The organism is Mucilaginibacter sp. NFR10 (assembly GCF_900100445.1).
Lineage (GTDB): Bacteria > Bacteroidota > Bacteroidia > Sphingobacteriales > Sphingobacteriaceae > Mucilaginibacter > Mucilaginibacter rubeus.
Genome location: NZ_FMTV01000001.1, coordinates 1,231,305 through 1,252,978 on the forward strand (window position 1 = coordinate 1,231,305; position 21,674 = coordinate 1,252,978).

Annotated in this window: 18 protein-coding genes; 13 read left to right on the forward strand and 5 right to left on the reverse strand. The window is 40.0% G+C overall.

Annotated features, from left to right (window positions below; genetic code table 11):
• Window position 1 precedes the first annotated feature (1 nt).
• The 3 genes from BLP33_RS05065 (at window position 2) to BLP33_RS05075 (ending at window position 1,933) form a co-directional block, all read left to right on the forward strand.
• On the forward strand, window positions 2-1,018 hold the full coding sequence (locus tag BLP33_RS05065) for a PorP/SprF family type IX secretion system membrane protein (RefSeq protein ID WP_090525486.1): 1,017 nt from the start codon (window positions 2-4) through the stop codon (window positions 1,016-1,018).
• A 261-nt stretch (window positions 1,019-1,279) separates the two neighbouring features.
• On the forward strand, window positions 1,280-1,681 hold the full coding sequence (locus BLP33_RS05070; RefSeq protein WP_090525488.1) for a hypothetical protein: 402 nt from the start codon (window positions 1,280-1,282) through the stop codon (window positions 1,679-1,681).
• 18 nt (window positions 1,682-1,699) lie between these two features.
• On the forward strand, window positions 1,700-1,933 hold the full coding sequence (locus tag BLP33_RS05075; protein WP_090525490.1) for a hypothetical protein: 234 nt from the start codon (window positions 1,700-1,702) through the stop codon (window positions 1,931-1,933).
• Window positions 1,934-1,990: 57 nt separating this feature from the next.
• On the opposite strand, the gene BLP33_RS05080 is transcribed toward BLP33_RS05075, so the two are convergent.
• Complete coding sequence (locus BLP33_RS05080) at window positions 1,991-3,385, reverse strand: arginine decarboxylase (protein WP_090525492.1); 1,395 nt, start codon at window positions 3,383-3,385, stop codon at window positions 1,991-1,993.
• Window positions 3,386-3,615: 230 nt separating this feature from the next.
• Complete coding sequence (locus tag BLP33_RS05085; protein WP_090525495.1) at window positions 3,616-4,596, reverse strand: GlxA family transcriptional regulator; 981 nt, start codon at window positions 4,594-4,596, stop codon at window positions 3,616-3,618.
• 158 nt (window positions 4,597-4,754) lie between these two features.
• Here BLP33_RS05085 and BLP33_RS05090 point away from each other — a divergent pair, with 158 nt between their 5' ends.
• The 3 genes from BLP33_RS05090 to BLP33_RS05100 all read left to right on the forward strand — a co-directional run bounded on the left by BLP33_RS05090 (window position 4,755) and on the right by BLP33_RS05100 (window position 6,244).
• Window positions 4,755-5,177 carry a DoxX family protein gene (locus BLP33_RS05090; RefSeq protein ID WP_090525498.1) on the forward strand — a complete coding sequence of 141 codons (423 nt, stop codon included), beginning with the start codon at window positions 4,755-4,757 and terminating at the stop codon, window positions 5,175-5,177.
• Between the two features lie 62 nt (window positions 5,178-5,239).
• Entirely contained in the window at window positions 5,240-5,815 is a 576-nt protein-coding gene (locus BLP33_RS05095; RefSeq protein ID WP_090525500.1) for a dihydrofolate reductase family protein, read from the forward strand.
• A gap of 105 nt (window positions 5,816-5,920) precedes the next feature.
• Entirely contained in the window at window positions 5,921-6,244 is a 324-nt protein-coding gene (locus BLP33_RS05100) for an HTH domain-containing protein (RefSeq protein ID WP_090525502.1), read from the forward strand.
• Here BLP33_RS05100 and BLP33_RS05105 read toward each other — a convergent pair.
• Window positions 6,226-7,512, reverse strand: coding sequence for a hypothetical protein (locus BLP33_RS05105; RefSeq protein ID WP_090525504.1), 1,287 nt, complete (start codon window positions 7,510-7,512; stop codon window positions 6,226-6,228). The two genes, BLP33_RS05100 and BLP33_RS05105, sit on opposite strands and share 19 nt — an antisense overlap.
• 150 nt (window positions 7,513-7,662) lie before the next feature.
• Between BLP33_RS05105 and BLP33_RS05110 the strand changes: the two genes are divergently transcribed.
• The 5 genes from BLP33_RS05110 (at window position 7,663) to BLP33_RS05130 (ending at window position 14,761) form a co-directional block, all read left to right on the forward strand.
• Window positions 7,663-8,034 carry a DoxX family protein gene (locus BLP33_RS05110; RefSeq protein ID WP_090525506.1) on the forward strand — a complete coding sequence of 124 codons (372 nt, stop codon included), beginning with the start codon at window positions 7,663-7,665 and terminating at the stop codon, window positions 8,032-8,034.
• A gap of 410 nt (window positions 8,035-8,444) precedes the next feature.
• Window positions 8,445-9,500 (forward strand): hypothetical protein, encoded by a 1,056-nt coding sequence (locus tag BLP33_RS05115; RefSeq protein ID WP_090525508.1) that lies wholly within the window; start codon window positions 8,445-8,447, stop codon window positions 9,498-9,500.
• On the forward strand, window positions 9,500-10,600 hold the full coding sequence (locus BLP33_RS05120; RefSeq protein WP_090525511.1) for a S8 family peptidase: 1,101 nt from the start codon (window positions 9,500-9,502) through the stop codon (window positions 10,598-10,600). Before BLP33_RS05115 ends, BLP33_RS05120 begins: the two co-directional genes overlap by 1 nt.
• A 47-nt stretch (window positions 10,601-10,647) precedes the next feature.
• The gene (locus tag BLP33_RS05125; protein WP_139159934.1) at window positions 10,648-12,747 is read left to right on the forward strand and encodes a hypothetical protein; all 2,100 of its coding nucleotides are present in this window, start codon (window positions 10,648-10,650) and stop codon (window positions 12,745-12,747) included.
• A 277-nt stretch (window positions 12,748-13,024) separates the two neighbouring features.
• On the forward strand, window positions 13,025-14,761 hold the full coding sequence (locus BLP33_RS05130) for a phospho-sugar mutase (RefSeq protein ID WP_090525515.1): 1,737 nt from the start codon (window positions 13,025-13,027) through the stop codon (window positions 14,759-14,761).
• A gap of 82 nt (window positions 14,762-14,843) precedes the next feature.
• Here BLP33_RS05130 and BLP33_RS05135 read toward each other — a convergent pair whose 3' ends face one another.
• A complete protein-coding gene (locus tag BLP33_RS05135) occupies window positions 14,844-15,260 on the reverse strand; it encodes an RNA recognition motif domain-containing protein (RefSeq protein WP_090525518.1) in 417 nt (138 codons plus the stop codon).
• A 171-nt stretch (window positions 15,261-15,431) separates the two neighbouring features.
• Entirely contained in the window at window positions 15,432-16,028 is a 597-nt protein-coding gene (locus BLP33_RS05140) for a hypothetical protein (RefSeq protein ID WP_090525520.1), read from the reverse strand.
• A gap of 479 nt (window positions 16,029-16,507) precedes the next feature.
• Here BLP33_RS05140 and BLP33_RS05145 point away from each other — a divergent pair, with 479 nt between their 5' ends.
• Complete coding sequence (locus BLP33_RS05145) at window positions 16,508-18,118, forward strand: DUF6377 domain-containing protein (RefSeq protein WP_090525521.1); 1,611 nt, start codon at window positions 16,508-16,510, stop codon at window positions 18,116-18,118.
• Between the two features lie 508 nt (window positions 18,119-18,626).
• Complete coding sequence (locus BLP33_RS05150; protein ID WP_090525523.1) at window positions 18,627-21,668, forward strand: SusC/RagA family TonB-linked outer membrane protein; 3,042 nt, start codon at window positions 18,627-18,629, stop codon at window positions 21,666-21,668.
• Window positions 21,669-21,674 lie beyond the last annotated feature (6 nt).

Consider the following 21,674-nt stretch of genomic DNA (forward strand, 5'->3'; position numbering starts at 1 on the left):
AATGAAGCGAATTTTATATACTCTACTTATTATTGCCGTAACAATTCAATTAGCAAAAGCACAGCAACGGCCGCAGTACACTCAATACGTATTCAATAATTACCTTTTGAACCCTGCGTTAAGCGGTATTGAAAACTATACCGATGTAAAACTGGGTTATCGCAGCCAATGGACAGGGCTTGAAGGCGCGCCGGTAACATCCTATTTTTCAGTAAACGCGCCTATAGGTAACCGGTTTTTACAGGGCGATGCTACTGCATTTCCTGCGGGTGGAGGTTTAAACCCATCAAGCAGGTCATATACACAAAATTACATGGCTGCGGAGCCGCATCATGGCGTGGGCTTAATGGTGGTGTCTGATAAAACAGGCCCGATAACACAAACCAATATTGACGCTACTTACGCTTATCACCTCGGCCTTACCGAAACATTGAATTTAGCGGTAGGGGTGTCTGCCGGGGTAAGTCATAATATTATTGACAAAAGTAAACTCACTTATGTTGACCAAAATGACCCAACCATTAATAGCATCGCGGGCGCGCAGTGGAAACCTGATTTGGGAGTAGGCGTATGGGCTTATTCATCTAATTATTTTTTTGGTGCGTCGGTACAGCAAATCCTTCCGCAAAATTTATATGTAACTACTTCGACAACTGCTGTACAAAACAAAACGGTACCCCATTATTTTGTGACCGGCGGCGTTAAGCTTTTCGTATCTGATGATATTACGCTTATGCCTTCAGCCTTGTTGAAATTTATAGCACCGGTTCCGGTAACTTTTGATGTGAACATGAAAATGTCATTTAAAGACAGGTTCTGGATTGGTGGTTCATACCGCCGCAATGATTCATACGCGGCATTGGTTGGATTTAACCTGAGTTCGCTTATTAATGTTGGCTACTCATACGATTTTACAACATCTGCCCTAAATACGGTGAGTCATGGTTCGCATGAAATTGTGTTAGGCATCCTGCTTAATAATCGATATAAAGTAACTTGCCCTCAGCATACTTTTTAATTTTAAAAAGCGTTTTTAATATACTGGCGAATAAACTGCCGTATCGTTCGAGATTAGTCCGAATCAAGCTCTGTAATCCGGTTCGGCTCGCGAAGGCGCAATTATGCCATGCTGCATAACATTTATAAACTATTTTGAAGCTTCCTAATAATTACAACTATAATAGTTTTAATTTACGATATTTAATTTCTTAAAAGGATAAAAAATAAAACAATACAATTGTTTCGTAGGTTTATTAAATAACAACTAAAATTAAAACCTATGAATACCAATAATGAAAACTGGGGAAACCAGGATAATGATCGTAATGATTTTGAAAACAACACCAACTCATTTTCTGTGAATGGTGATGAAGCCTATCCAAACCGTGATCTTGAAAACGATGATGATGATCTGGATGAGGTAGACGATATAGTAGACTATGATGAACAGCCTGAAGTAGAAAAACCCGAAGACGAACAGGTGGGTACCCATAGTCAATCGGAGATTGACCAGCCCAACAGAAGCGCCGACACCTCATTTAGCGAGCAAACAGATGTAACACCGCCGAATAAAAAGGAATTTCCATCGGTAGGCCCCGCTAAAACTGATTTTGAGAGCCGCCCACAAGGACGCACCACCGGCAGGATGGTTGGTCATGAACCAGGAACTGAAGGAATTTAGTAAAAGGAGGGTATAATCATGAATGATTATAAAAATGACTATCCTGCTTCCCGGCAGGGTAATATTAAGGAGACCAGGGAAAGTAACATTAAAGACAGCTATAACTATGCTGCCCGAAACAACCCCTGTCTTGAAACAAAAGGTCCTCAAAGAAAACACTTTAAAGTTTTACATGAGGATGGGAGCCTGGCTGATCTTCCGGATCCAAATGTTGAAGGAGCAGGTGTCGGAGATGGCACAATAGGCCGTTAAGCAAAAAAGGTGACCGAAATGGCCACCTTTTTTATGCTGTTATGATTAGATTTACAATTACGTGGTATAACCCAGAATTTTCAATACTTGCTTGCTGTTTTGCTCTTCTCCAAACACCTCAAAGTTAAACGTTTCGTCCCTGTTACGGCGAATGATCACATGCTTGGGTGATGGCAGTAGGCAGTGGTGGATACCGCCGTAGCCACTTAATACTTCCTGGTAGGCGCCGGTATTAAAGAAGCCTAAATATTGCACCTTACGGGTTTTAGGCATAAATACGCTGTTCATATGCGCTTCCTGGTTGTAATAATCCTGCCCGTCGCAGGTGATACCCCCAAGGTTTACACGTTCGTATTCCGAATCCCAGTTGTTAACCGGCAACAGGATATATTTTTGGTTCAACGCCCAAACGTCAGGCAGATTGGTAATAAACGAGCCATCAAGCATCAGCCAGCGTTCGCGGTCGTTTTGTTGTTTACGGCCTAATACCTTGTATAGGATACCAGAAGCTTCGGCTACAGTATACTTACCGAATTCGGTAATGATATCCGGTTCCATGGTATCATGCTCAGCACATATCTCTTTGATCCGGCTTACTATTTCGTTGATCATGTATTCATAATCAAAATCGAAAACCAGTGAATCTTTAAATGGCATACCACCGCCAATATCAAGCGTATCCAGATGCGGGTTTACTTTTTTGAATTTGCAGTAAAGAGTTACATATTTTTCAAGCTCGTTCCAGTAGTATGGTGTATCGGATATACCGGAGTTGATGAAGAAATGTAACAGCTTAACCTGGAAGTTAGGGTTATCCTCAATTTTGTTATGATAAAAATCAATAACATCTTCCATACGCACACCCAAACGTGAAGTATAAAACTGAGAATCAGGCTGTTCTTCAGCTGCGATCCGGATGCCCAGATTGCAAGGGGTGTCCATCTCAATTTCGTCGTCGTAAAGGTTAAATTCTTCTTTATTATCTAATACCGGAATGATGTTTTTAAAGCCATCATGCAGCATATCAATAATATATGTTTTGTACTGGAAGGTTTTAAAGCCGTTGCATATTACGGTTATATCCTTTGTTACAGTACCTTTTTTCTCCAGTGCATCAATCATCGGCATATCAAAGGCCGATGATGTTTCCAGGTGGATCTCGTTTTTCAGGGCTTCTTCAACAATGTGCTTGAAATGCGAGCTCTTGGTACAATAGCAGTATTTATAACTGCCGCGATAGTTGTTTTTGATGATGGCCTGTTGAAACAGCAGTTTAGCTTGCTGGATCTTTTTGGATATCATAGGCAGATAAGTAAAGCGTAAGGGAGTACCGTACGTTTCAATCATCTCCATCAAATTTAGGTCCTGAAAGTATAGTTCATCGTCGATGATCTCAAAACCATCCTGTGGAAAGCCTACACTTAAGTCAAGAAATTCCTGATAACTCTGCATCCTTAAAAATTTTGGGGCAAAAATGTAATTTTTAAACGGAATATTTGGCTATTTGTTAGGATTAATTTTATTGACAGAATGTAATGTTTTTGAGGTAGAAGCCGGATTGGCCAGTACTTACTGCAATACAGCAGGTTCCGGTTGATAATCAATAGATATTTTCGATAATAACAAACCTGGAGTATAGGTGACCGAGGGTTAGCAGAAATTCAAAATTCTGATGGACATACCTATGCTACAGCCGCTTCTTTGTTATATTTATTACGGTAATCAATTGGCGAGAGCCCGGTGATCTTTTTAAAAACTGTACGAAATGCTTTGGCATCGGTATACCCAACATCATACATTACCTCATTGATGTTTTTGGGGGTACTTTCCAATTGTTTTTTGGCTGCTTCAATTTTTACGCGCTGTATATATTCGACCGGGGTATTGTTGGTGGCTTTTTTAAACCGGCGTTCAAAATGCCTGCGGCCAATAGCATACATTGATGACAGGTCTTCAACTGAGATTTTTTCGGTAACGTTATTTTCTATGTATTCCTGGGCTTGCTTTATAGGATTGTCTTCATGTTTTTTTTGCCCGGTGAACATAGCAAATGGGGACTGACTTTTCCGGTCGATCTCTAAAGCATAGATCTTGGCGGCCATGATGGCTATATCCCGACCAGCATATTTTTCAATCAATAACAGTAATAAACTCCAGTAAGAGGTAGCGCCGCCGCTTGAATATAAACCCTGCTGTTCGGTAACAATACGCCCGTCAACCAGCTTCACTTCCGGGAACATATTTCTGAAGGCATCAGCTGTAATCCAATGGCTGGAACACTCTTTACCGTTCAATAACCCTGTAGAGGCCAATATGAATGAGCCGATACAAAGACTTGCTATTTCGGCGCCGTTGTTATATTGGTTGATGATCCACGGTACAAAATCCCGGTTTACGTTTACCGCATTTTGAAGATCGCCGCTTATGGCAGGGATGATCACCATATCGCTTTTTTGCAGATCGCTTAACAAAATATCCGTATGAACCGAAAACATGCCGCCATGCACCTTAACTTCTTTAGAAAGCCCAACCATCTGTACGTCAAAAACAGGTTGCCTCCCCATGGATTGTAAAAAATCGTTGGCGCCTGTAAAAATGGTTCGGGCGTCAACGATGCTGGCTAAAACTGCTTCGTTGGGTATCAGGATGGCAACATGTTTCATTTTATTATTGTATAACTGGTTATCTGGGATAAAGATAGCGAACACTAAAGTCGCAAACAACCCCTTAACAAGTCCTTTTTACGTGCTACACAACTTTATCGCCCGAGATAACTTTGTATCGTTAACAAATATGTAAATCACACAAAACAAATATCATCATGAAACCAAAAACAATTAAAACCCTTTATTGGATCTTTACCGTCCTTTTTTTATTAGCTATGCTTGGCGATGCATACGGAGGGATCACAATGCAGCAGGCAGGCAAAGATTCATTAGCTAAACTTGGTTACCCTTTTTACCTCATGGTTATTATGGGGGCGGCAAAAATAGCAGGTGTACTGGCCATAGCTCAAACCAGGTATCAGGTTATTAAAGAATGGGCTTATTCAGGCTTCACCATCAGCTTTATCGGTGCATTTTTATCATGGCTTGCTGTTGGAGCCGGGGCAGCTATGCTCATTCCGCCGGTAGTTATGCTGCTTGTTATGTTCCTTACCTACTATTTATGGAAAAGGTATGAGCAGGTAAAAGAGCTGGGCTTAACCAATACCAAACTTGCCGGAAATACCGAACTGGCTTAATGTTTTTAGTTTAATTATAAATTCCGGGTTTATCAATAAACCCGGTTTGCTTGTTTATCACCATGCGCAAACTAATTGTATCCTTAAACATTACGCTGGATGGTTTTGTAGCGGCGGAGGATGAGGGCCTGGATTGGCACTATCAATACTGGACGGATGAAATAGCCGAGACAACAACAGAACTGCTTAGCCGGGCCGATACTATTTTATTAGGCAAAAACACCTATCAGGCTATGGCTGCCTATTGGCCCTTTCAAGCTAAGTGCATGAACTATCCCCGTACGGATATTGCCTATGCAGATATGATGAACAATTACCAAAAAGTGGTTATGTCCTCAACAATGACCTCCGCGTTGTGGAACAATTCATTATTGATCAAAGGAAATCTGAAGAAAGCTGTTGAGCATTTAAAAAAGCAGCATGGCCGTGACATCCTTACTTACGGAAGCATCAGTGTGGTTAAAAAACTGGTGACCGCGAATTTAGTTGATGAGTACCAGCTTTGGATCCACCCGGTAATTTTAGGCAATGGTAAAGCACTTTTCAAGGGATTAAAAAATAACTTGCCTTTAAAACCGGTTTTAAAGAAAGTTTTTTCATCGGGTGTTATATTGATGGTTTATCAATCACATAATTAACTTAGGTAACAGAATCAAACCGACCGGGTTAAAACGCGTCTTTACTGCTGACACACTGTTGTCAACAGCGAGTTACATCTTTGTATAATAAAAATGTGATCCGTTATGAACAGAGCCGACAGGTTGCTCAGAGTATTGGTGTTGCTGCAAACCAGGGATGTGGTTTCTATCGACCTGCTGAAATCACATTTTCATATCAGTACCCGCACAGCCTACCAGGACCTCGAGTGCCTGAAGCAATTAAAAATAACAGTGACCTTTGAAGCTGAAAAAGGGTGTTTAGTTTTAGTCGCAAGCTGCCCTTCACCCGATAGAAAAAATGACATCATTTCTCAGCCTATGCTGGTTATTCCGGCGGCCATAAAAAATGAAATGTTATCAATTATCCCGCGTGTGGTAAATAATGATCCTCAAAACTCATCGTCGTAGTTTACCTTTCCATTTTTTAACCGCACATAATCTACCGATCCCGTACCCTGGAACCGGAAAACAATCCCGATTATTTTAGCCCGACTGATTCCTTTATTCACTGTGTAAACAGGTTTGTTATCAATAAAAATCACTGCCTTTCCATTGTGTGATTCAATTTTAAGCGGTACATATTTTTCAAAATCTACCCCAAAGGCTGATAGATCATGTTTTTTACCGGATGCCTCATAACCTGCAAAATACATGTCGAGATCAGATACACAGCCTTTAGTACTTAGGGGAATCCAGATAGCAGTGCCTTTACACAATATATAAACAGTACTTAGACGGCAAGCAGCCGCGCCCTCGTTATAGTTGTTTTTTACGGATGTTTCAAATGTGAAATCATCGCTGTAAATCTCGCCGTAATCGGTTACGTTAGTATAAACCACAAAAGGAGGGGCAGGCTGCAGGGCAATATTTCGCTCTTTGATCTTTTCGGGCGATAGGGAAAGCTTACCATCGCCTAACGCATCCCTTATTTCATAATAAACGGGAACAGGCTGCTTTTCAACTACGGGTAACCATCCGTTCGATTCAACAAACAACTCATGCTGTTTTACAATTTTTCCACCGACAATAAGCTTGGCGTAATAAAAATCGGGAAAATAATAAATGGACGTATGCTGGCGGTCGTTTTTGGAAACGTTAACCCGTAAATGCCGGTCCCATGATTGCTGAATAGCTACCGAATCATATGGAGATTTACTTGCATCAAAATCAAACACAACTGAATTAGGTAATCCTGATGTGATCACCTTTTTACTGCTGAAAGTATAATCCTTAGGGTTGATAGCCGGTGTTGTTTTCGAATGTTCGGTACGTGAAGCTATTATCAAAACCAATAAAATACCCGTCAGCGTTAAAGCGCCCAAAGCATAGCGCATTGATCTGAACTGTTTTTTTACAGGCCGGGGTTTCGGTTGAGAGAGATTGACCGGTATATCAGCAGGAACAAACCGCATACCGAATACCCTGAAGTTTTCATAACCTAAAAACTGAGCCAGCGTATCCATGGTATAGGTATTGGGCAGGCTGTCATATTTAACTTTGCCCCAGATGCGCTTCAGCGTAACGTGGCTAATGGAAGCGCCGGTCTTCTCCCTTATCTTTTCGCTAAGGTTTATAAAATCCTGGTTCTTCCAGTTACTACTGTCGCCCCAGCCGATAAAGGCCTCGTATTGTTTTATCAGTTCGGTAATAAGCAACGCTTGTGCAGGCATATCCATTGGTCAAAAATAGCCGGTAAATCAGTTCAAATATTATTTGTACGGGCTTGTACCAACTTGTACAGGCTGTGAATTGCAATAGCCTGGCGGGCAAACTAATTTTATCAGCAATTCGAAATTAAGCCTAAATATACCATAACCTAACCAACAATGAAACAAATACTAAGCAGGATCAGTGCATACATTTATGCCACAGTAATGTTCATATTCGGTATCCAGCATTTTATGTATGCCGATTTTGTAGCAACGCTTGTACCCGGCTGGATCCCATTCCATCTATTTTGGGTATATCTTACGGCGGTTGCACTTATAGCCGCTGCAATTAGTATCTATGTTAATCTGTATGCCCAATGGGGATGTTTTTTATTAGGATGTATGATATGGGTGTTTATTTTAACGATCCATATCCCGCTGCTGATCGACAGTCATTTTGATGCGGGTAAAATTACTAATGCCCTTAAAGATACCGGTCTTGCATCATGTGCCTTTATACTTGCGGCTATCTACGATCGGCAGGGGTAAAATTAATATCCTATCGTATGTAATATGAATGCGTTTGTTGTATGAACGAAACCAACTCTTATCTCATGAACAAAAAAAACGGCCGATACAGTTGCTGTTTGAATAAAGTAGATAACCCTAAAAAGATCATAACCGAACTGGATAAATAGGGAAGCCGAATTGTGCAAACACTTACCAACAATTATATATATCCACCTGTTAGCCGGCTTGCACAAGCAAGCCGGCTAACGGTCATTAAAAGCATAAATTATCCAGCCTCACACCACCTGTCTGGTACAAGTTTAAAACGAGGGAACCTCTGGTTTTTGCGCAAAATTACGTATGAAAATACCGTATTTTAACGGATTGATATTTGGCCGATTGCTTTGTAAATTGGGAAACATTTTTATGTCTGTTAAACCCGCAACCTTATGTTTAATTCCCCAATTATCGATCTTGCGCTCACGCTGTCGTTCACCTATTTTTCGCTCAGTCTAACTGTTAGCACAATTCATGAGTATCTATCCGCTCTGCTTAATAAGCGGGGAGAGTATCTGAAAAATGCTATTGACTGTTTACTTTTTGACCAGGACTGGAAAAAAATAGCTGAAAAGCTTTATAACAATCCGAACATTACATCTTTAAAAAAGGATTTAAACAGTTTGCCATCATATATCCCAGCGGGCAATTTTGCCGCGGCTTTAATGGATCAGTTTAAAGACGATAAAAATATTATCCTTGATATGAATAAGATCAGGGACGTTTTAACAGATGATGGAATAGCGGCACAGGTTGGTATCTCTGCCGGGATCAGGAAACTTCTTCTTAATTTTTATGAACGCGCCCAGGGCGATCTTCAGAGTTTTCAAAAACAGATCGAAACATTTTATAATTCGGCCATGGACAGGGCCTCGGGAGTTTATAAACGATCGTCTCAGCTTATTGTATTTATTATTTCGGTGGTAATCTGTGCCTCCTTGAATGTTGATACCATAAATATTGTGAACAAGCTTTGGGGTAATCAGGAAGCACTGAAACATACAGCCGATAATTTACAAACCGTAGTTAAACAAGTAAACGAAAAAGGATATAATCCTAAAACTGATACGATAAAGTTTGAAGCCAGCAAAGTAACGGTTATTAAAAACATACCTGCCGATACGAGTAAAAACGCACCTAACGGGAAAAAAGTCGCCCAACAAATCAGCACAGTTAGTACGTTTCTGGTAAGCTCTGGTATCCCTGTTGGTTGGACGGCACAAAACACGCCAGATTTGAAGGGTAAAACATTTTGTCAAAGCCTTTTGTCGCTTTTAATCAAGATAACGGGTTTGTTATTAACAGCTGTAGCTTTAATGTTAGGCGCTCCCTTTTGGTTCGATTTGATCAATAAAATTGTAAGTTTACGTGCGGCAGGCAAAAAGCCTGAAGAAGAAGCAACCACACCAACTAAGAATACCACCGTAACCGTAAAACCAGTAGGCTAATGCGTATTAAAGTAACCAAGCTGCTCAATACCAGGGTAGGAGGCGCTCATACAACCTATCAAACCGGTGCTGTAAGAGAGCCGGGTGACGAGATAGAAGTAACGGGTACTGTGCAGGGAGAGGAACTTGATGGAAACAATACCTGGTATAAAGTGGGTGACGATGCTAATAGTCATTATTGGAGCGGCGGGGCCGAACAAATAGAAGGAGCTGGGAGCAATTATCAGCAATGGATGATTGACTTGAGCCTGCCGGAGATTTGGGGCCGGTATGCAGGTACAGGCGTTGGTGTTGCTGTGGTTGACACCGGTATTGCGCCAGGCATAACAGACCTGTTTTATAATCAGAGTAAGTATTATGTTTATGGCGATAATGTTGAGATAAAAGATAACGCCGGTCATGGTACATTTTGTGCTTCCCTTGTTGGGCTACGGAATACCAGCGGCAACTATGTCGGTGTGGCTCCGGGATGTAATTTATTCGCCTGTAAAATATCCGAAAAAAGAACATTTGAAAACACGGAGAGAGATGCCCAAAGATATGCTGGCGCGATTAATTGGTGTGCAAAAAATCCCGATATTCATATAGTGTCAATAAGTTGGTCGTCAGGTATAAGCAATGCAGCTACTCTAAGTTTAATTCAGGAGGCTATAAACAATGCCGTAGCTAACAATAAAATAATTGTTTGTTCTATCGGAAATTCGATAGTATTTGGAGATACAAGTAAATATTATCCGGCCTGTTTGAAAAATACAATCGGGGTCGGCATGGTTCCGGATAAGGAGAATGGCTATCCTTGTATAAATGAGTGCCTGTCGCTGGTGATCAATGGCTCGCAAATAAAATCATATGATCAGAATAACGAATTGATAGCTGATAGCGGGAGTAGTTTTGCGACGGCTATTACATCGGGCATAATTGCGCTGATGATTCAAAAAATGAATTTTAGTTATTCATTTGCTACGATCATTGAAAAATTGGCGGCTATGACGCAGAAAACAACCTTCATTATAACCGAAGATGGAAACCCGCCAGCATCCTTCGATCTTCCACTGCTAAAACCCGAACTTTTATTGAATTTTTTTAATGATGTTGTATGAAATATAAATACGCCCCCCTTTTTTTGTTCTTGCTTCTGTCTTGCAAAATGTTTGCACAACAACCCGAAAGGCGCGTTTTTTATGATGTGTTATATTTGAAAAGCCTTTACGACAAAGACGGGAAAATAAGGATCAGCCCGCAAAATAAGCCGCTGTTTGCTTATTATTTTAATCTCAAGAACACCACTAATGTAGATACTGTTATCAAGAAAAACCCTTTTTTTAATTTGAACGGGATTTATGAAGCTGGCGGTGCAAGCGGAGGGACAATACCCAGCCCATCCGGATTACTACAATCCATAGGCTCACTTGATGTTACCAATCTTGCCGACGGTCTTGCAAAGTTTTTAGTGGAACGAACAAAGCAGGAACTTTCCACTGCCTTTTTTTCACGGTTTAAAAAGGAGCTGGACAGTACCAGGCAGTTGCAGTTATTATTCCCGGTTACTTACAAATCACTTACAGCTATAGATGTTGAGATCTATAATTACGCCGCCTATACGGATTTGCTGCGGGAGTCATTTCAGAAAGACCTGGCACTATTACTTCCCAATGTTTCCAATTTGATTGACGACCCGTGCATGGATCAATTGTTTGCTGCCATGCCCCACGTCAGGATAATCTTCATCGATGCCTTGTATATAGCCAACGAGTTTCATGAGGGTTCGCATCCGGGGGATATTTTTCATAACTACCTGGTTAATAAAGCAGGCAATGGCACCTTAAAGCTTGTAAATGAAAATGTATATCCGGCATTGCAAGCTTTTGATCTTTTTTCACAATCATTACGGTCAAATCAGAGAGATAAATACTGGGTCGATGCCGATTCGGCGAAGATGCTGTTTAGTAACCCTGTAACTTTCCAAATCTACCTTGGTTTGCTTTATCAGCAATTGGAAAAAAAAGACATTAATTTTAAAGAGGGGTCAATGAAGCAGTTTCTGAAAGATCGTAGTGGTGACTTTTTAAAGTTTGAGGAAATTTATCAGAGTTATAACATTGAATTTATCCAAAAAGCAACAATAGTAAACAGGTATTTCATTAATTTAAAGCAACTTCAGCAAAAAGGTGAAAATACTTTTAATTACCAGGATTATTACGCGCTTTATAATTCATCACTTAATCTTTTTGAGCAATTATTGAAATCACCATTGCTTTTAAATGTCGACCCGGCCAATATTACTATACCAATGATTGACCGGAAAGACACAAAGATTGATCAGTACCTGTCATCAGCCAGGAGTCTTGGCAACGTTTACATTGATGTTTACGAAAAACAGTACCCATCGGCCATAGTTGAGCTTAGTGGCGTTTACGATAACCTGTTTATTAATAAAGTCGTTACTAACCCAATAAAACAGGATTTAGTTAGAAATCTTGCAGACAAAAAAGCAGAATATGATAAACTGCAGGATGCAGTCGTCAAGACTGCCATAAAGAAAGAAATAAATGAACTTGAAGCGAAAATTGCAGCGTTCACCGAGTGGCCGGCAATAAATAAAATGTTTATTAAATATGCCAATTTTGCCGCTGAGGTATCAAAAGCGAAAAACAGCGACGAAGTAAAAAATGCTATTGAAGCAATTGCTTTACCGGTAGGCAGTTCAACCGTTAAACGCGAGGTTATTTTTAATGTCGCTCTAAACGCCTATGTTGGCCCTTATGTAGGTGAAGAAAAAGTGCATGGCATTGATGAAAAGTATAAAGGCACATACGGGCTCTCAGCACCGGTAGGAATTTCATTTAGCTGGGGGCACCGTTTATTATTTGTTCCCACGGGCGATAAAAAATGGTCGACTTCTGTTTTTGTTTCTTTAATTGATATCGGCGCACTTGCTTCATACCGTTTTACATCCGGAAGTACCCCGGTAGCAAAAGATACCAGCGCCACTGTAGCGCAGGTGCCTAAAATTGAGCTGAAGAATATCATAAGCCCGGGTTTGTTTTTATCTGTAGGCATACCATCCACACCAATTTCAATTTCGGGTGGTTTCCAGGTTGCGCCAAATTTGCGTAGCGTTAGTTTAACAGGAGCCAATAAAGATGTGATAACTAACACTTACGGCGATAATAAGTTATATACACGTTGGTCGGTGGGGGTTTTAGTTGATATACCGATACTCAATTTGTTTACTAAAGGACGTTAACAGATTTGATCAACGGTTCGTCGGCCAACGATAAATCGAGGGCGAAGGATGGCAGCGCCATTTACAGCTTGAAATTGATAAAACTTTTACTGGAGTATCTTGTTCAGATAACGGTTCGGCGGCCGCCGCTCTTGCCGTGCATTATATTTAAAAGTTATTGCATATTGGGCTGGCATAATTAAAAAGATGATTTAACTTTAAGGCGTTCTGTTTTGATTATTTATTATCATATTTAAAACAAAACCGAATCTGATAAATTGAAAATATACAACCACTTATGCAGGAATTAGACCCCACCATTCTTCAAAAAGCAAACTCATGGCTTCAAGGAAATTATGATGCTGATGTAAAGCAGGAAATTCAAAAATTAATTGACGATAAGGCATATACCGAACTGACGGATTCATTTTATCGTGATCTGGAGTTTGGTACCGGTGGCCTTCGCGGTATTATGGGGCCGGGTTCAAACCGTATCAATAAGTATACTATAGGCGCCGCCACACAGGGATTAGCTAATTATCTGAAAAAAACCTACCCCGGCGAAAAAATCAAAGTAGCTATTGCTCATGACAGCCGTAACAATGCCGATTTCTTTTCGACTATTACGGCCGAAGTTTTTTCAGCTAATGACATTTATGTTTACTTCTTTAAGGCATTGCGTCCTACACCCGAGCTTTCATTTGCCGTGCGCCATTTAGGTTGCAAAAGCGGCGTAATGCTTACAGCATCGCACAACCCAAAAGAGTATAACGGTTACAAAGCTTATGGGGCCGATGGTGGGCAATTTGTTTCTCCGCACGATAAGGCCGTAATGGACGAGGTTGCTGCAATCAGCAGCATTGATGACATCAAATTTAACCGCGTTGATGCTAATATCGAAGAAATAGGGGAGGACATTGACGAGCTTTACCTGAGCAAGATCACTGAGCTTTCTGTTTCGCCTGATGCTATTGAACGTCAAAAAGATCTTAAAATAGTTTATTCGCCCATCCATGGTACAGGCATCACGTTGGTACCCCAAGCCCTGAAACGGTTTGGTTTTGAGAATGTGATCCTGGTTGACGAGCAAATAACTCCCGATGGAAATTTCCCAACAGTAGTTTACCCTAACCCCGAAGAAAAAGAAGCGCTTACACTTGCTCTTAAAAAAGCCCAGGATACTGATGCCGATCTGGTATTGGCAACGGATCCGGACGCAGACCGTGTGGGTATTGCTGTGAAAAATACCGATGGCGAGTTTATTCTGCTCAATGGTAACCAAACCGGCGCTATGCTGATCAATTATTTATTAAGCGCATGGGAAGAAAAAGGCAAGCTTACCGGTAAAGAATACATTGTTAAAACCATTGTTACCACAAATCTTATCGAACGCATAGCCGAAGCCAAGAATGTTACTTACTATAACACCCTTACCGGCTTCAAATATATTGGCGAGTTAATGACCCATTTTGAGGGTAAACAAACTTTTATAGGTGGCGGTGAAGAAAGCTATGGTTATTTGATAGGCGAACTGGTAAGGGATAAGGACGCTGTAGTTTCAAGCGCATTCATTGCCGAAATGACCGCTTATTACAAAGACAAAGGAAGCAGCCTTTTTGAAGCATTGATTGATACTTACGTGCAATATGGGTTTTATAAGGAAAAGCTGATCTCCCTGACTAAAAAAGGTAAAACCGGTGCGGAAGAAATTAAGGAAATGATGGAGAAATTCCGTACCAATCCTCCGGCCACCTTAGGCGGATCAAAAGTAAGCACGCTTAAGGATTATGAAAAACGTATTGAAACTGATTTAGCAACCAATACAAGCAAACCAATTGAATTGCCTGTATCTGATGTTTTACAATTCATTACCGAGGACGGCAGTATCATCTCGGCCCGTCCGTCAGGCACGGAGCCTAAAATTAAGTTTTATTGCAGTGTGAACGGCAAACTTGAAAGTAAAGAAACATACAGTGAAACAGACAAACAACTTGACGCTAAGATTGCCTCAATTATGCAGGACCTCGGTGTTTAACTACGGATAATGATGTTTGAAAAAATCCCGGCCGATTGAGATCTGGCCGGGATTTTTTTTAGTATGACCTATCAGTGGTTTGTTACATCGTTTTTCTGGGGCGCCTTGGTCTGTCACCTCCAGGTGACTGATCATTATTGCTCCGGTAATTGCTTGGGCTATTATAGCTTCGGGTATTGTTAGTTCTGTCACCGGTGCCTCTATTATTGTTGTTGCCGTATCCAAATGACTTACGTGGCGGAGGAGTTTTCTTAACAAAGTCGTCGTTTATTTTTACACTTAATACCCGATCGGCAATGGGCGTACCGTCTAAGGCAATCACCGCGTTCTCGGCCCCGGTGCGGTCCTTCATTTCAAGAAATGCATATCCTTTGCATATCCTTGTTTTTTTGTCGCGTACAATTTTAATCGTTTCCACATCGCCATGTGGACCTATCATTTTAACAAGTTCCAGCTCTGTCATTTCCAGAGGAAAGCCGCCTACAAATAATTTGACCATTTATAAATTGAGATTAAGATGATAGATAACCACCGTACACAAATTTCGTTTGATTTTTTTTAAATAAAGGATGTTTTCGCGTTAAAACCAAAGTTTATTTAATAATTCGTTGTTTTCAAGTCAGTAATGGTCCTGAAGAGGCATTTTGTGACCCTTAATAACAGAACGTCATCAATACAAAACAGAAAACGACTGATATGCATCTTTAAGGAGTACTGAAGGCCGGTTGGCTGCAATTTCGTTTTCAAGGTTTTTATTGCTAAATATAGCTACCCCCATCTCGGTTTTTACCTGGTATCTCAATGACAAATTCAGTGCGGTTGTATCCCAGTTATAAATATCAGCATAAGCGTTCGGGCGCCCTGTAAATGGCCCATATGCTTTTAAGAAATAGTCCAGTATTTTATAAGCGTCAGTCATCTTAAAGAAAAGATAAATGTTCACTATTTTGTTTTTGTAAACGCGGAAACCTATTGCATCTAATAACAAACTATCTCCCTGTATCAATGAGCTACTGTCTTTATATTGATAACGGATACAGCTGTCTGCATCGGGTTTAGCATCATTATCTAAATAGGTAAACTTACGGGCCGGAATTTGGCTAATGTCCTCACCAAGTGTCAGTCCGCTAATTCCATTGCAAAATTTTAAATACTCAACCGATCCTGGTGTATTAGGCTGTGAGAAAACCAGCGATGGTAAAAGGCAGACTGTTGCAATCAATAGGGTTTTGATGCCTGTTGTTAGAGATTCATAATATGCTTTCATAAGTCAGGTTTTACAATAATAAAAACAAGGGAGATGCCATCTTCGCCCTAAAAATTAGTTTTTATTAATTTTTACTTAAATTTTGAAAATTTGAGTTTATATAATTGAATTTATTGCAATACTTTAGTTAGTTACGCACTTCTTGTATAGAAAAGAACGCAGTAATTGAAAATACTGTCTGCTTTTGTTAACTATAGGTTAAAAACAAAGCCCGTCGTTTGAGTGGCATAGTCTCAATCTTTTTTCGGTTCGGACAGTGTAATCTCTGTTGACCAAAAAACAAAACTAAAACGCATTAGCAATGCCGTAAATCCATATATTTGAGAATATAAACCGGGGATAGGTGTGCAATTTATCTCCTAAAATGATAGCCTTGTTGGTTGCAGTTTAATTAATTTATTGCCGCATTTGATTTGCAGAAATTGTGTGTTTGATTAATCATCGGATCGGTACGCTATTTAAAAACCGTTATAACAAAAATGAAATATATCTTCTGTTTGTTTTTTTCATTAATTATTCTTTCGGCAAATGCATTCACTGATCCTAATACCTTACTCGAAGAATTAAAAACTGAAATCGCAAAAAAAAATATATATGATAGCAGTAAAGAAGCAAGGATCCGAAAATTAAAGGCATATCAATCAAATCTTTCGCAAACCAATTATGATGCGCGGTTTGATACCTGGGACAAGCTTTACACCGAATACAAATCATATCAGTTTGATTCAGCGTATGTTTATGTCGATAAAATGATATCGCTAAGCAAGGTAACAGGTAATAAACCAAAGGAGTATTATAGTTATGTAAGGATGGCTTTTATTCTCCTGTCGTCGGGGATGTTTAACGAAACCTTTGACTATTTACGAAAAGTAAATGTAAAAGCCCTAAGCAATGCCGATAAAGTTGATTACTATTTCTTTTTAGGCAGGTGCAATTATGACCTGGCGAATTACAGTAATGACAAATATTTTAGCCCCGATTATATTAAGGCCGGCAATAAATACATTGATTCGGCGGTCTCGTTTTGCGGCAACGACCATATAATGCATACTTATTTACTTGGTTTGAAGGATTACCAGGAAAAGAATTACGGAGAAGGACGCTTACGGTTTAAAAAATTACTGGAGAAAGATATGCCAATTTCCATGCACTTGCGGGCAATGGTCTCATGCTCATTAGGAGCAATCTGTCTTGAAGATAACGAAAGGCAGGAAGGCCTTAATTTGATGATGAGGGCTGCCATAGCCGATATCAAATCATCAACCCGTGAAACGGTTGCGCTTTATACGCTGGCAGAACTGTTGTATAAACAGGGCAACATCAAAGATGCTTACAGTTTCATTCAATTGGCAAAAGCTGATGCCGACTTTTACGGAGCCCGGCAGCGTAAAATACAAATTGCTTCAATTTTACCATTAATAGCAGCAGCCGAGCTTAATAATACCGAGCATCAAAAAAACCGCTTCCTGGTGTTCCTGTTAATTATTACTGCGCTTGCATTGCTGGTTGTCTTTTTCCTGGTGATGATCATTAACCAATTAAAAAAGTTGAAGGTTAAAGAAGCAATAATTGAAGGGAAAAATGTGCAATTAAACCACATAAACGCGAAACTAATTGAAGATGCAAAAATTAAAGAGGAATATATCGGGCAGTTTTTTAAAGCCATTTCGGGATATATCGTTAAGCTCGAAAATTTGAAAATCTCTATTGATGCCAAGCTCTCGATGAAGAAGTATGACGCCATTCATACTTTTGTAAATAATATTGATATTAAAAAAGAAAGGGAGAGCTTGTATTACAGCTTTGATCATATTTTTTTAAAGATCTTCCCTAACTTTATTACGGTGTTCAATAGCTTGTTTGCCGAGAAAGATCAGATCTGGCCTGATGAAGACGAAGTATTAAATACCGACCTTCGCATATTCGCGCTTATAAGGATGGGTATTGCTGATAATGAAACTATTGCCAAAATATTGGAATATTCTGTCAATACAATCTATGTTTACAAAATGAGGATCAAAGCCAAATCGTTGCACCCTGATCAATTCGAACAACGGATTATGGATATTAAGGCTTTTGATTACGAGTGATTTTTTTTGAAGATACATGCTAAAAACCCTGTAAAGTAGCCAAACCTTACAGGGTTTTTAGTAAAAAAAGTATTATAAATGTTTAAAAAAACATTATATTTTTTGTCAGCATTTTTTATATAAATATCTGTTTTTCAATGTTTTAAATTTAAAAAACATCGAAAAAAATTATAAAATTATTAAAATAAGCCTTTTTCGCGTTTACCGCAACGCATAAGTCTTTTTCTGAGTTTATTTATAAGTAAATTGCATCAGAATTTAACCTGTAATAATTGTAAACCATTACATTTTTAAACGATCGGTCATTGTTAACCTTTTCCTGTGCTCACCTGCTAACCTATCGGTACGGGCGATGTTTGCATGGCCATTATGCGTATACTTCGGGTATTATTTATTATGATAACCCGAAACCATATTAGCATGACTTCGTATAAAATGTTGGGGATCTCTTTTACGGATTGAAAACTAAACCCAAACAACAACCAATTTCAACTAAATCTCAAGTTTTATGCAAATTAAACATTTACTCAACGTATGTTTCTTTGCTGTTTTTCTCTTTTTGATGGAGCCTGCTATGGCCCAAAATAAGATAATAACAGGTAAAGTAACCGACAAAAAGGATGGCTCCCCCTTAATAGGAGTATCGGTAGTAACTGCCGTAGGCGCCCAAGGCGGGGCCATTACCGACGCAAATGGCGCTTACAAAATCTCTGTACCGGCAAGCGCCGCCAGTATTACATTTACCTATGTAGGCTATTTAAATGTAACGGTTCCAATAAACGGACGCACATCTATTGATGTGCAAATGTCAGAAGCTAACAAAGCGCTGAACGAAGTTGTGGTAATTGGTTACGGTACCCAAAAAGTTAAAGATGCAACGGGTTCGGTAGCCTCATTGAGCACAAAAGATTTTAACAAAGGCGTTATTTCAACTCCTGATCAATTACTTCAGGGCCGTATTTCGGGCGTTCAGGTTACACCATCAAGTGGCGAACCTGGTGCGGGTGCTGCAATCGCGATACGTGGTGCGGGCTCTATCCGCACGGGAGATGGCCCGCTGTATGTAATTGATGGTATCCCAATTGATAATAGCGCTGGTACCGCTGGCAGTTATGGCGTTGGTGCCGGTAGTTCCTCTGCCCGTAACCCACTGTCGTTCCTGAACCCGGCTGATATAGAAAATATCTCTGTTTTAAAAGATGCCTCTTCTGCCGCAATTTATGGTTCGCGTGGTGCAAACGGTGTAATTTTAATTACCACACGTAAAGGCCGCAAAGGTCAGGGGATCCAGTTTTCTTCAAATACAAGTGTTTCATCGCCGGCAAAACGTTATGATGTACTTGGCCGGGATGCTTTTTTAAAGGCAGTTGCAGCCGTTGGGGCCAATGCATCGCCGGCCGCTGATGGCGGGGTTGACTATGGTGGCAATACCGATTGGCAGAAAGAGATTTTCCGTAGTCCGATATCACAAAACTACAATCTTAGTCTTGGTGGTGCAAGTAAAGACAATACCGGCAGCTTACGTGCATCTTTTGGCTATGACGACCAACAAGGTATAGTAAAAAAATCAAGTTTAAAACGTTTGAACGGGCGTATCAACGCGTCACAGTCATTCCTGAACGACAGGGTTAAGCTTGATCTGCAATCAACTTATTCAAATGTAAAAGATCAGTTTGCCCCGGTTACCAATAACGCGGGCTTTAACGGTAGCTTAATTGGTGCTGCTATACAGCTAAACCCAACAGCGCCGGTATTTGACTCCCAGGGCCGGTATTTTAACTTAAACGGCTACAATGATGCAGGCTATCCAAACGGCAACAGCTTCAGGAACCCGGTATCATTATTAAACCAGATAGATGACCGCGATAACATTAACAGGTTCCTTAACAATTTAACGCTAACCTTAAAGCTATTTGCCGGCATTTCGTATAAAGGTAATTTTGGCGTGGATATATCAAGGGGCGTAAGAAAGACTTTTTACGATCCTAAAATTGTTGGTTTTACCGATGCAATTGGTATTAGGCAAGTAAACTACCCTTCACCAACAGGTAATGGTACAGCTATCATAACACATAACGAGGTAACAAATTACACAACGGAGCATACTTTAAACTATGACAAAAAGTGGAAAGACGGTAGTTCGATCACTGCTTTGGCGGGTTATTCATACCAAACTTTTAAAAACTTTGCCCGTAATGACTTTGGTTTCGGAACTTCTACCGCAGGTGTGCTGGTTAAAAATTATGACGATTTTAAAACCCACTTGCCTTACCCGGTTGGTGATAGTTCAAGCTACAAACTACAATCATACTTTGCGCGCGTAAACTATTCATATAAAGATCGGTATATTGTAACAGGAACTATCCGCAGAGACGGTTCATCGCGTTTCGGTGATAATCATAAATATGGCAACTTCCCGGCTGTTGCGGTTAAATGGCGCATCACTAACGAGGAATTTATGCCTAAAGGTGGTTTATTTGATGATTTGAGCCTAAGGTTAAACTACGGTAAAACCGGCAACCAGGAAATTCCCGATTTAGGTTCACAAAACCTTTGGCAATTATTAAATTTTCCAGGTACTGCAACTGCACAATTGCATCAAAATAACCCCGATCTAAAATGGCAATCTAATATCACTTATGGAGCAGGTTTGGATTTCTCTATCATAAACGGACGTTTGAATGGTTCGGTAGATTATTTTCACAAATCGATAAAGGACCTGCTATTCCGTCAGGATCTGCCTCAGCCAACAGCTGCACCGCAGCTTTATAAAAACCTTGATGGTGATGTTATAAATCAAGGTGTTGAAGTTGGTTTAAATTTCGCTGCCATACAAGGCAAAGATTTTTCATGGGATGTTGCGTATAACATGACCTTTATCAGCAATACCCTTAAAAATTTTAAAAACTATATCGTAACAGGTAATATTGATGGTCAGGGCCTTTCAGGTGCTTACGCGCAGCTTATTACCAATGGTGTTCCTTTGTACACCTTTAATATGCCAAACTATGCGGGTTTAGATAAAAATGGTTTCGGTATTTATCCGCAAGGTATTGACGTACCTTCATTACAAGGCAGCCCTAACCCTAAATTTACAGCCAGCTTAACCAACAACTTTAATTATAAAAACTGGAGCTTCAGCTTTTTCCTCAATGCTGCAACCGGCTTTTATATTTATAACAACACGGCTAACGCGTTTTTTTACAAAGGCAACCTGCTTAGCGGCCGTAACGTAACTAAAGATGTAGCTGCAACCAATGAAAGCCCGCTTAACTCAGGTGAAGTATCTACCCGCTTTCTTGAAAAAGGCGATTTCTTAAGGTTAAGTAATGCTACCTTAGGTTACACCTTCCCAATTAAATCAAACGCCATTAAAACGTTAAGGGTATCACTTACTGGGCAAAATTTGCTCCTGATCACAAATTATTCAGGCCTGGATCCTGAAGTTAACACAGATAAACAACGAAACGACGTGGCCTCAAAAGGTATCGACTATACCTCTTATCCTAAGGCCCGCATATTTACTTTAGGTGTAAATGCAAGTTTTTAACAACAT

Bases quoted from the DNA above. Each gene is read 5' to 3' on its own strand.
- BLP33_RS05065 (WP_090525486.1), top strand. From the start codon at position 2: ATGAAGCGAATTTTATATACTCTACTTATTATTGCCGTAACAATTCAA.
- BLP33_RS05145 (WP_090525521.1), top strand. From the start codon at position 16,508: ATGAAATATATCTTCTGTTTGTTTTTTTCATTAATTATTCTTTCGGCA.
- BLP33_RS05130 (WP_090525515.1), top strand. From the start codon at position 13,025: ATGCAGGAATTAGACCCCACCATTCTTCAAAAAGCAAACTCATGGCTT.
- BLP33_RS05115 (WP_090525508.1), top strand. From the start codon at position 8,445: ATGTTTAATTCCCCAATTATCGATCTTGCGCTCACGCTGTCGTTCACC.
- BLP33_RS05075 (WP_090525490.1), top strand. From the start codon at position 1,700: ATGAATGATTATAAAAATGACTATCCTGCTTCCCGGCAGGGTAATATT.
- BLP33_RS05095 (WP_090525500.1), top strand. From the start codon at position 5,240: ATGCGCAAACTAATTGTATCCTTAAACATTACGCTGGATGGTTTTGTA.
- BLP33_RS05120 (WP_090525511.1), top strand. From the start codon at position 9,500: ATGCGTATTAAAGTAACCAAGCTGCTCAATACCAGGGTAGGAGGCGCT.
- BLP33_RS05150 (WP_090525523.1), top strand. From the start codon at position 18,627: ATGCAAATTAAACATTTACTCAACGTATGTTTCTTTGCTGTTTTTCTC.
- BLP33_RS05080 (WP_090525492.1), bottom strand. From the start codon at position 3,385: ATGCAGAGTTATCAGGAATTTCTTGACTTAAGTGTAGGCTTTCCACAG.
- BLP33_RS05110 (WP_090525506.1), top strand. From the start codon at position 7,663: ATGAAACAAATACTAAGCAGGATCAGTGCATACATTTATGCCACAGTA.
- BLP33_RS05140 (WP_090525520.1), bottom strand. From the start codon at position 16,028: ATGAAAGCATATTATGAATCTCTAACAACAGGCATCAAAACCCTATTG.
- BLP33_RS05085 (WP_090525495.1), bottom strand. From the start codon at position 4,596: ATGAAACATGTTGCCATCCTGATACCCAACGAAGCAGTTTTAGCCAGC.
- BLP33_RS05070 (WP_090525488.1), top strand. From the start codon at position 1,280: ATGAATACCAATAATGAAAACTGGGGAAACCAGGATAATGATCGTAAT.
- BLP33_RS05135 (WP_090525518.1), bottom strand. From the start codon at position 15,260: ATGGTCAAATTATTTGTAGGCGGCTTTCCTCTGGAAATGACAGAGCTG.
- BLP33_RS05105 (WP_090525504.1), bottom strand. From the start codon at position 7,512: ATGGATATGCCTGCACAAGCGTTGCTTATTACCGAACTGATAAAACAA.
- BLP33_RS05125 (WP_139159934.1), top strand. From the start codon at position 10,648: ATGTTTGCACAACAACCCGAAAGGCGCGTTTTTTATGATGTGTTATAT.
- BLP33_RS05100 (WP_090525502.1), top strand. From the start codon at position 5,921: ATGAACAGAGCCGACAGGTTGCTCAGAGTATTGGTGTTGCTGCAAACC.
- BLP33_RS05090 (WP_090525498.1), top strand. From the start codon at position 4,755: ATGAAACCAAAAACAATTAAAACCCTTTATTGGATCTTTACCGTCCTT.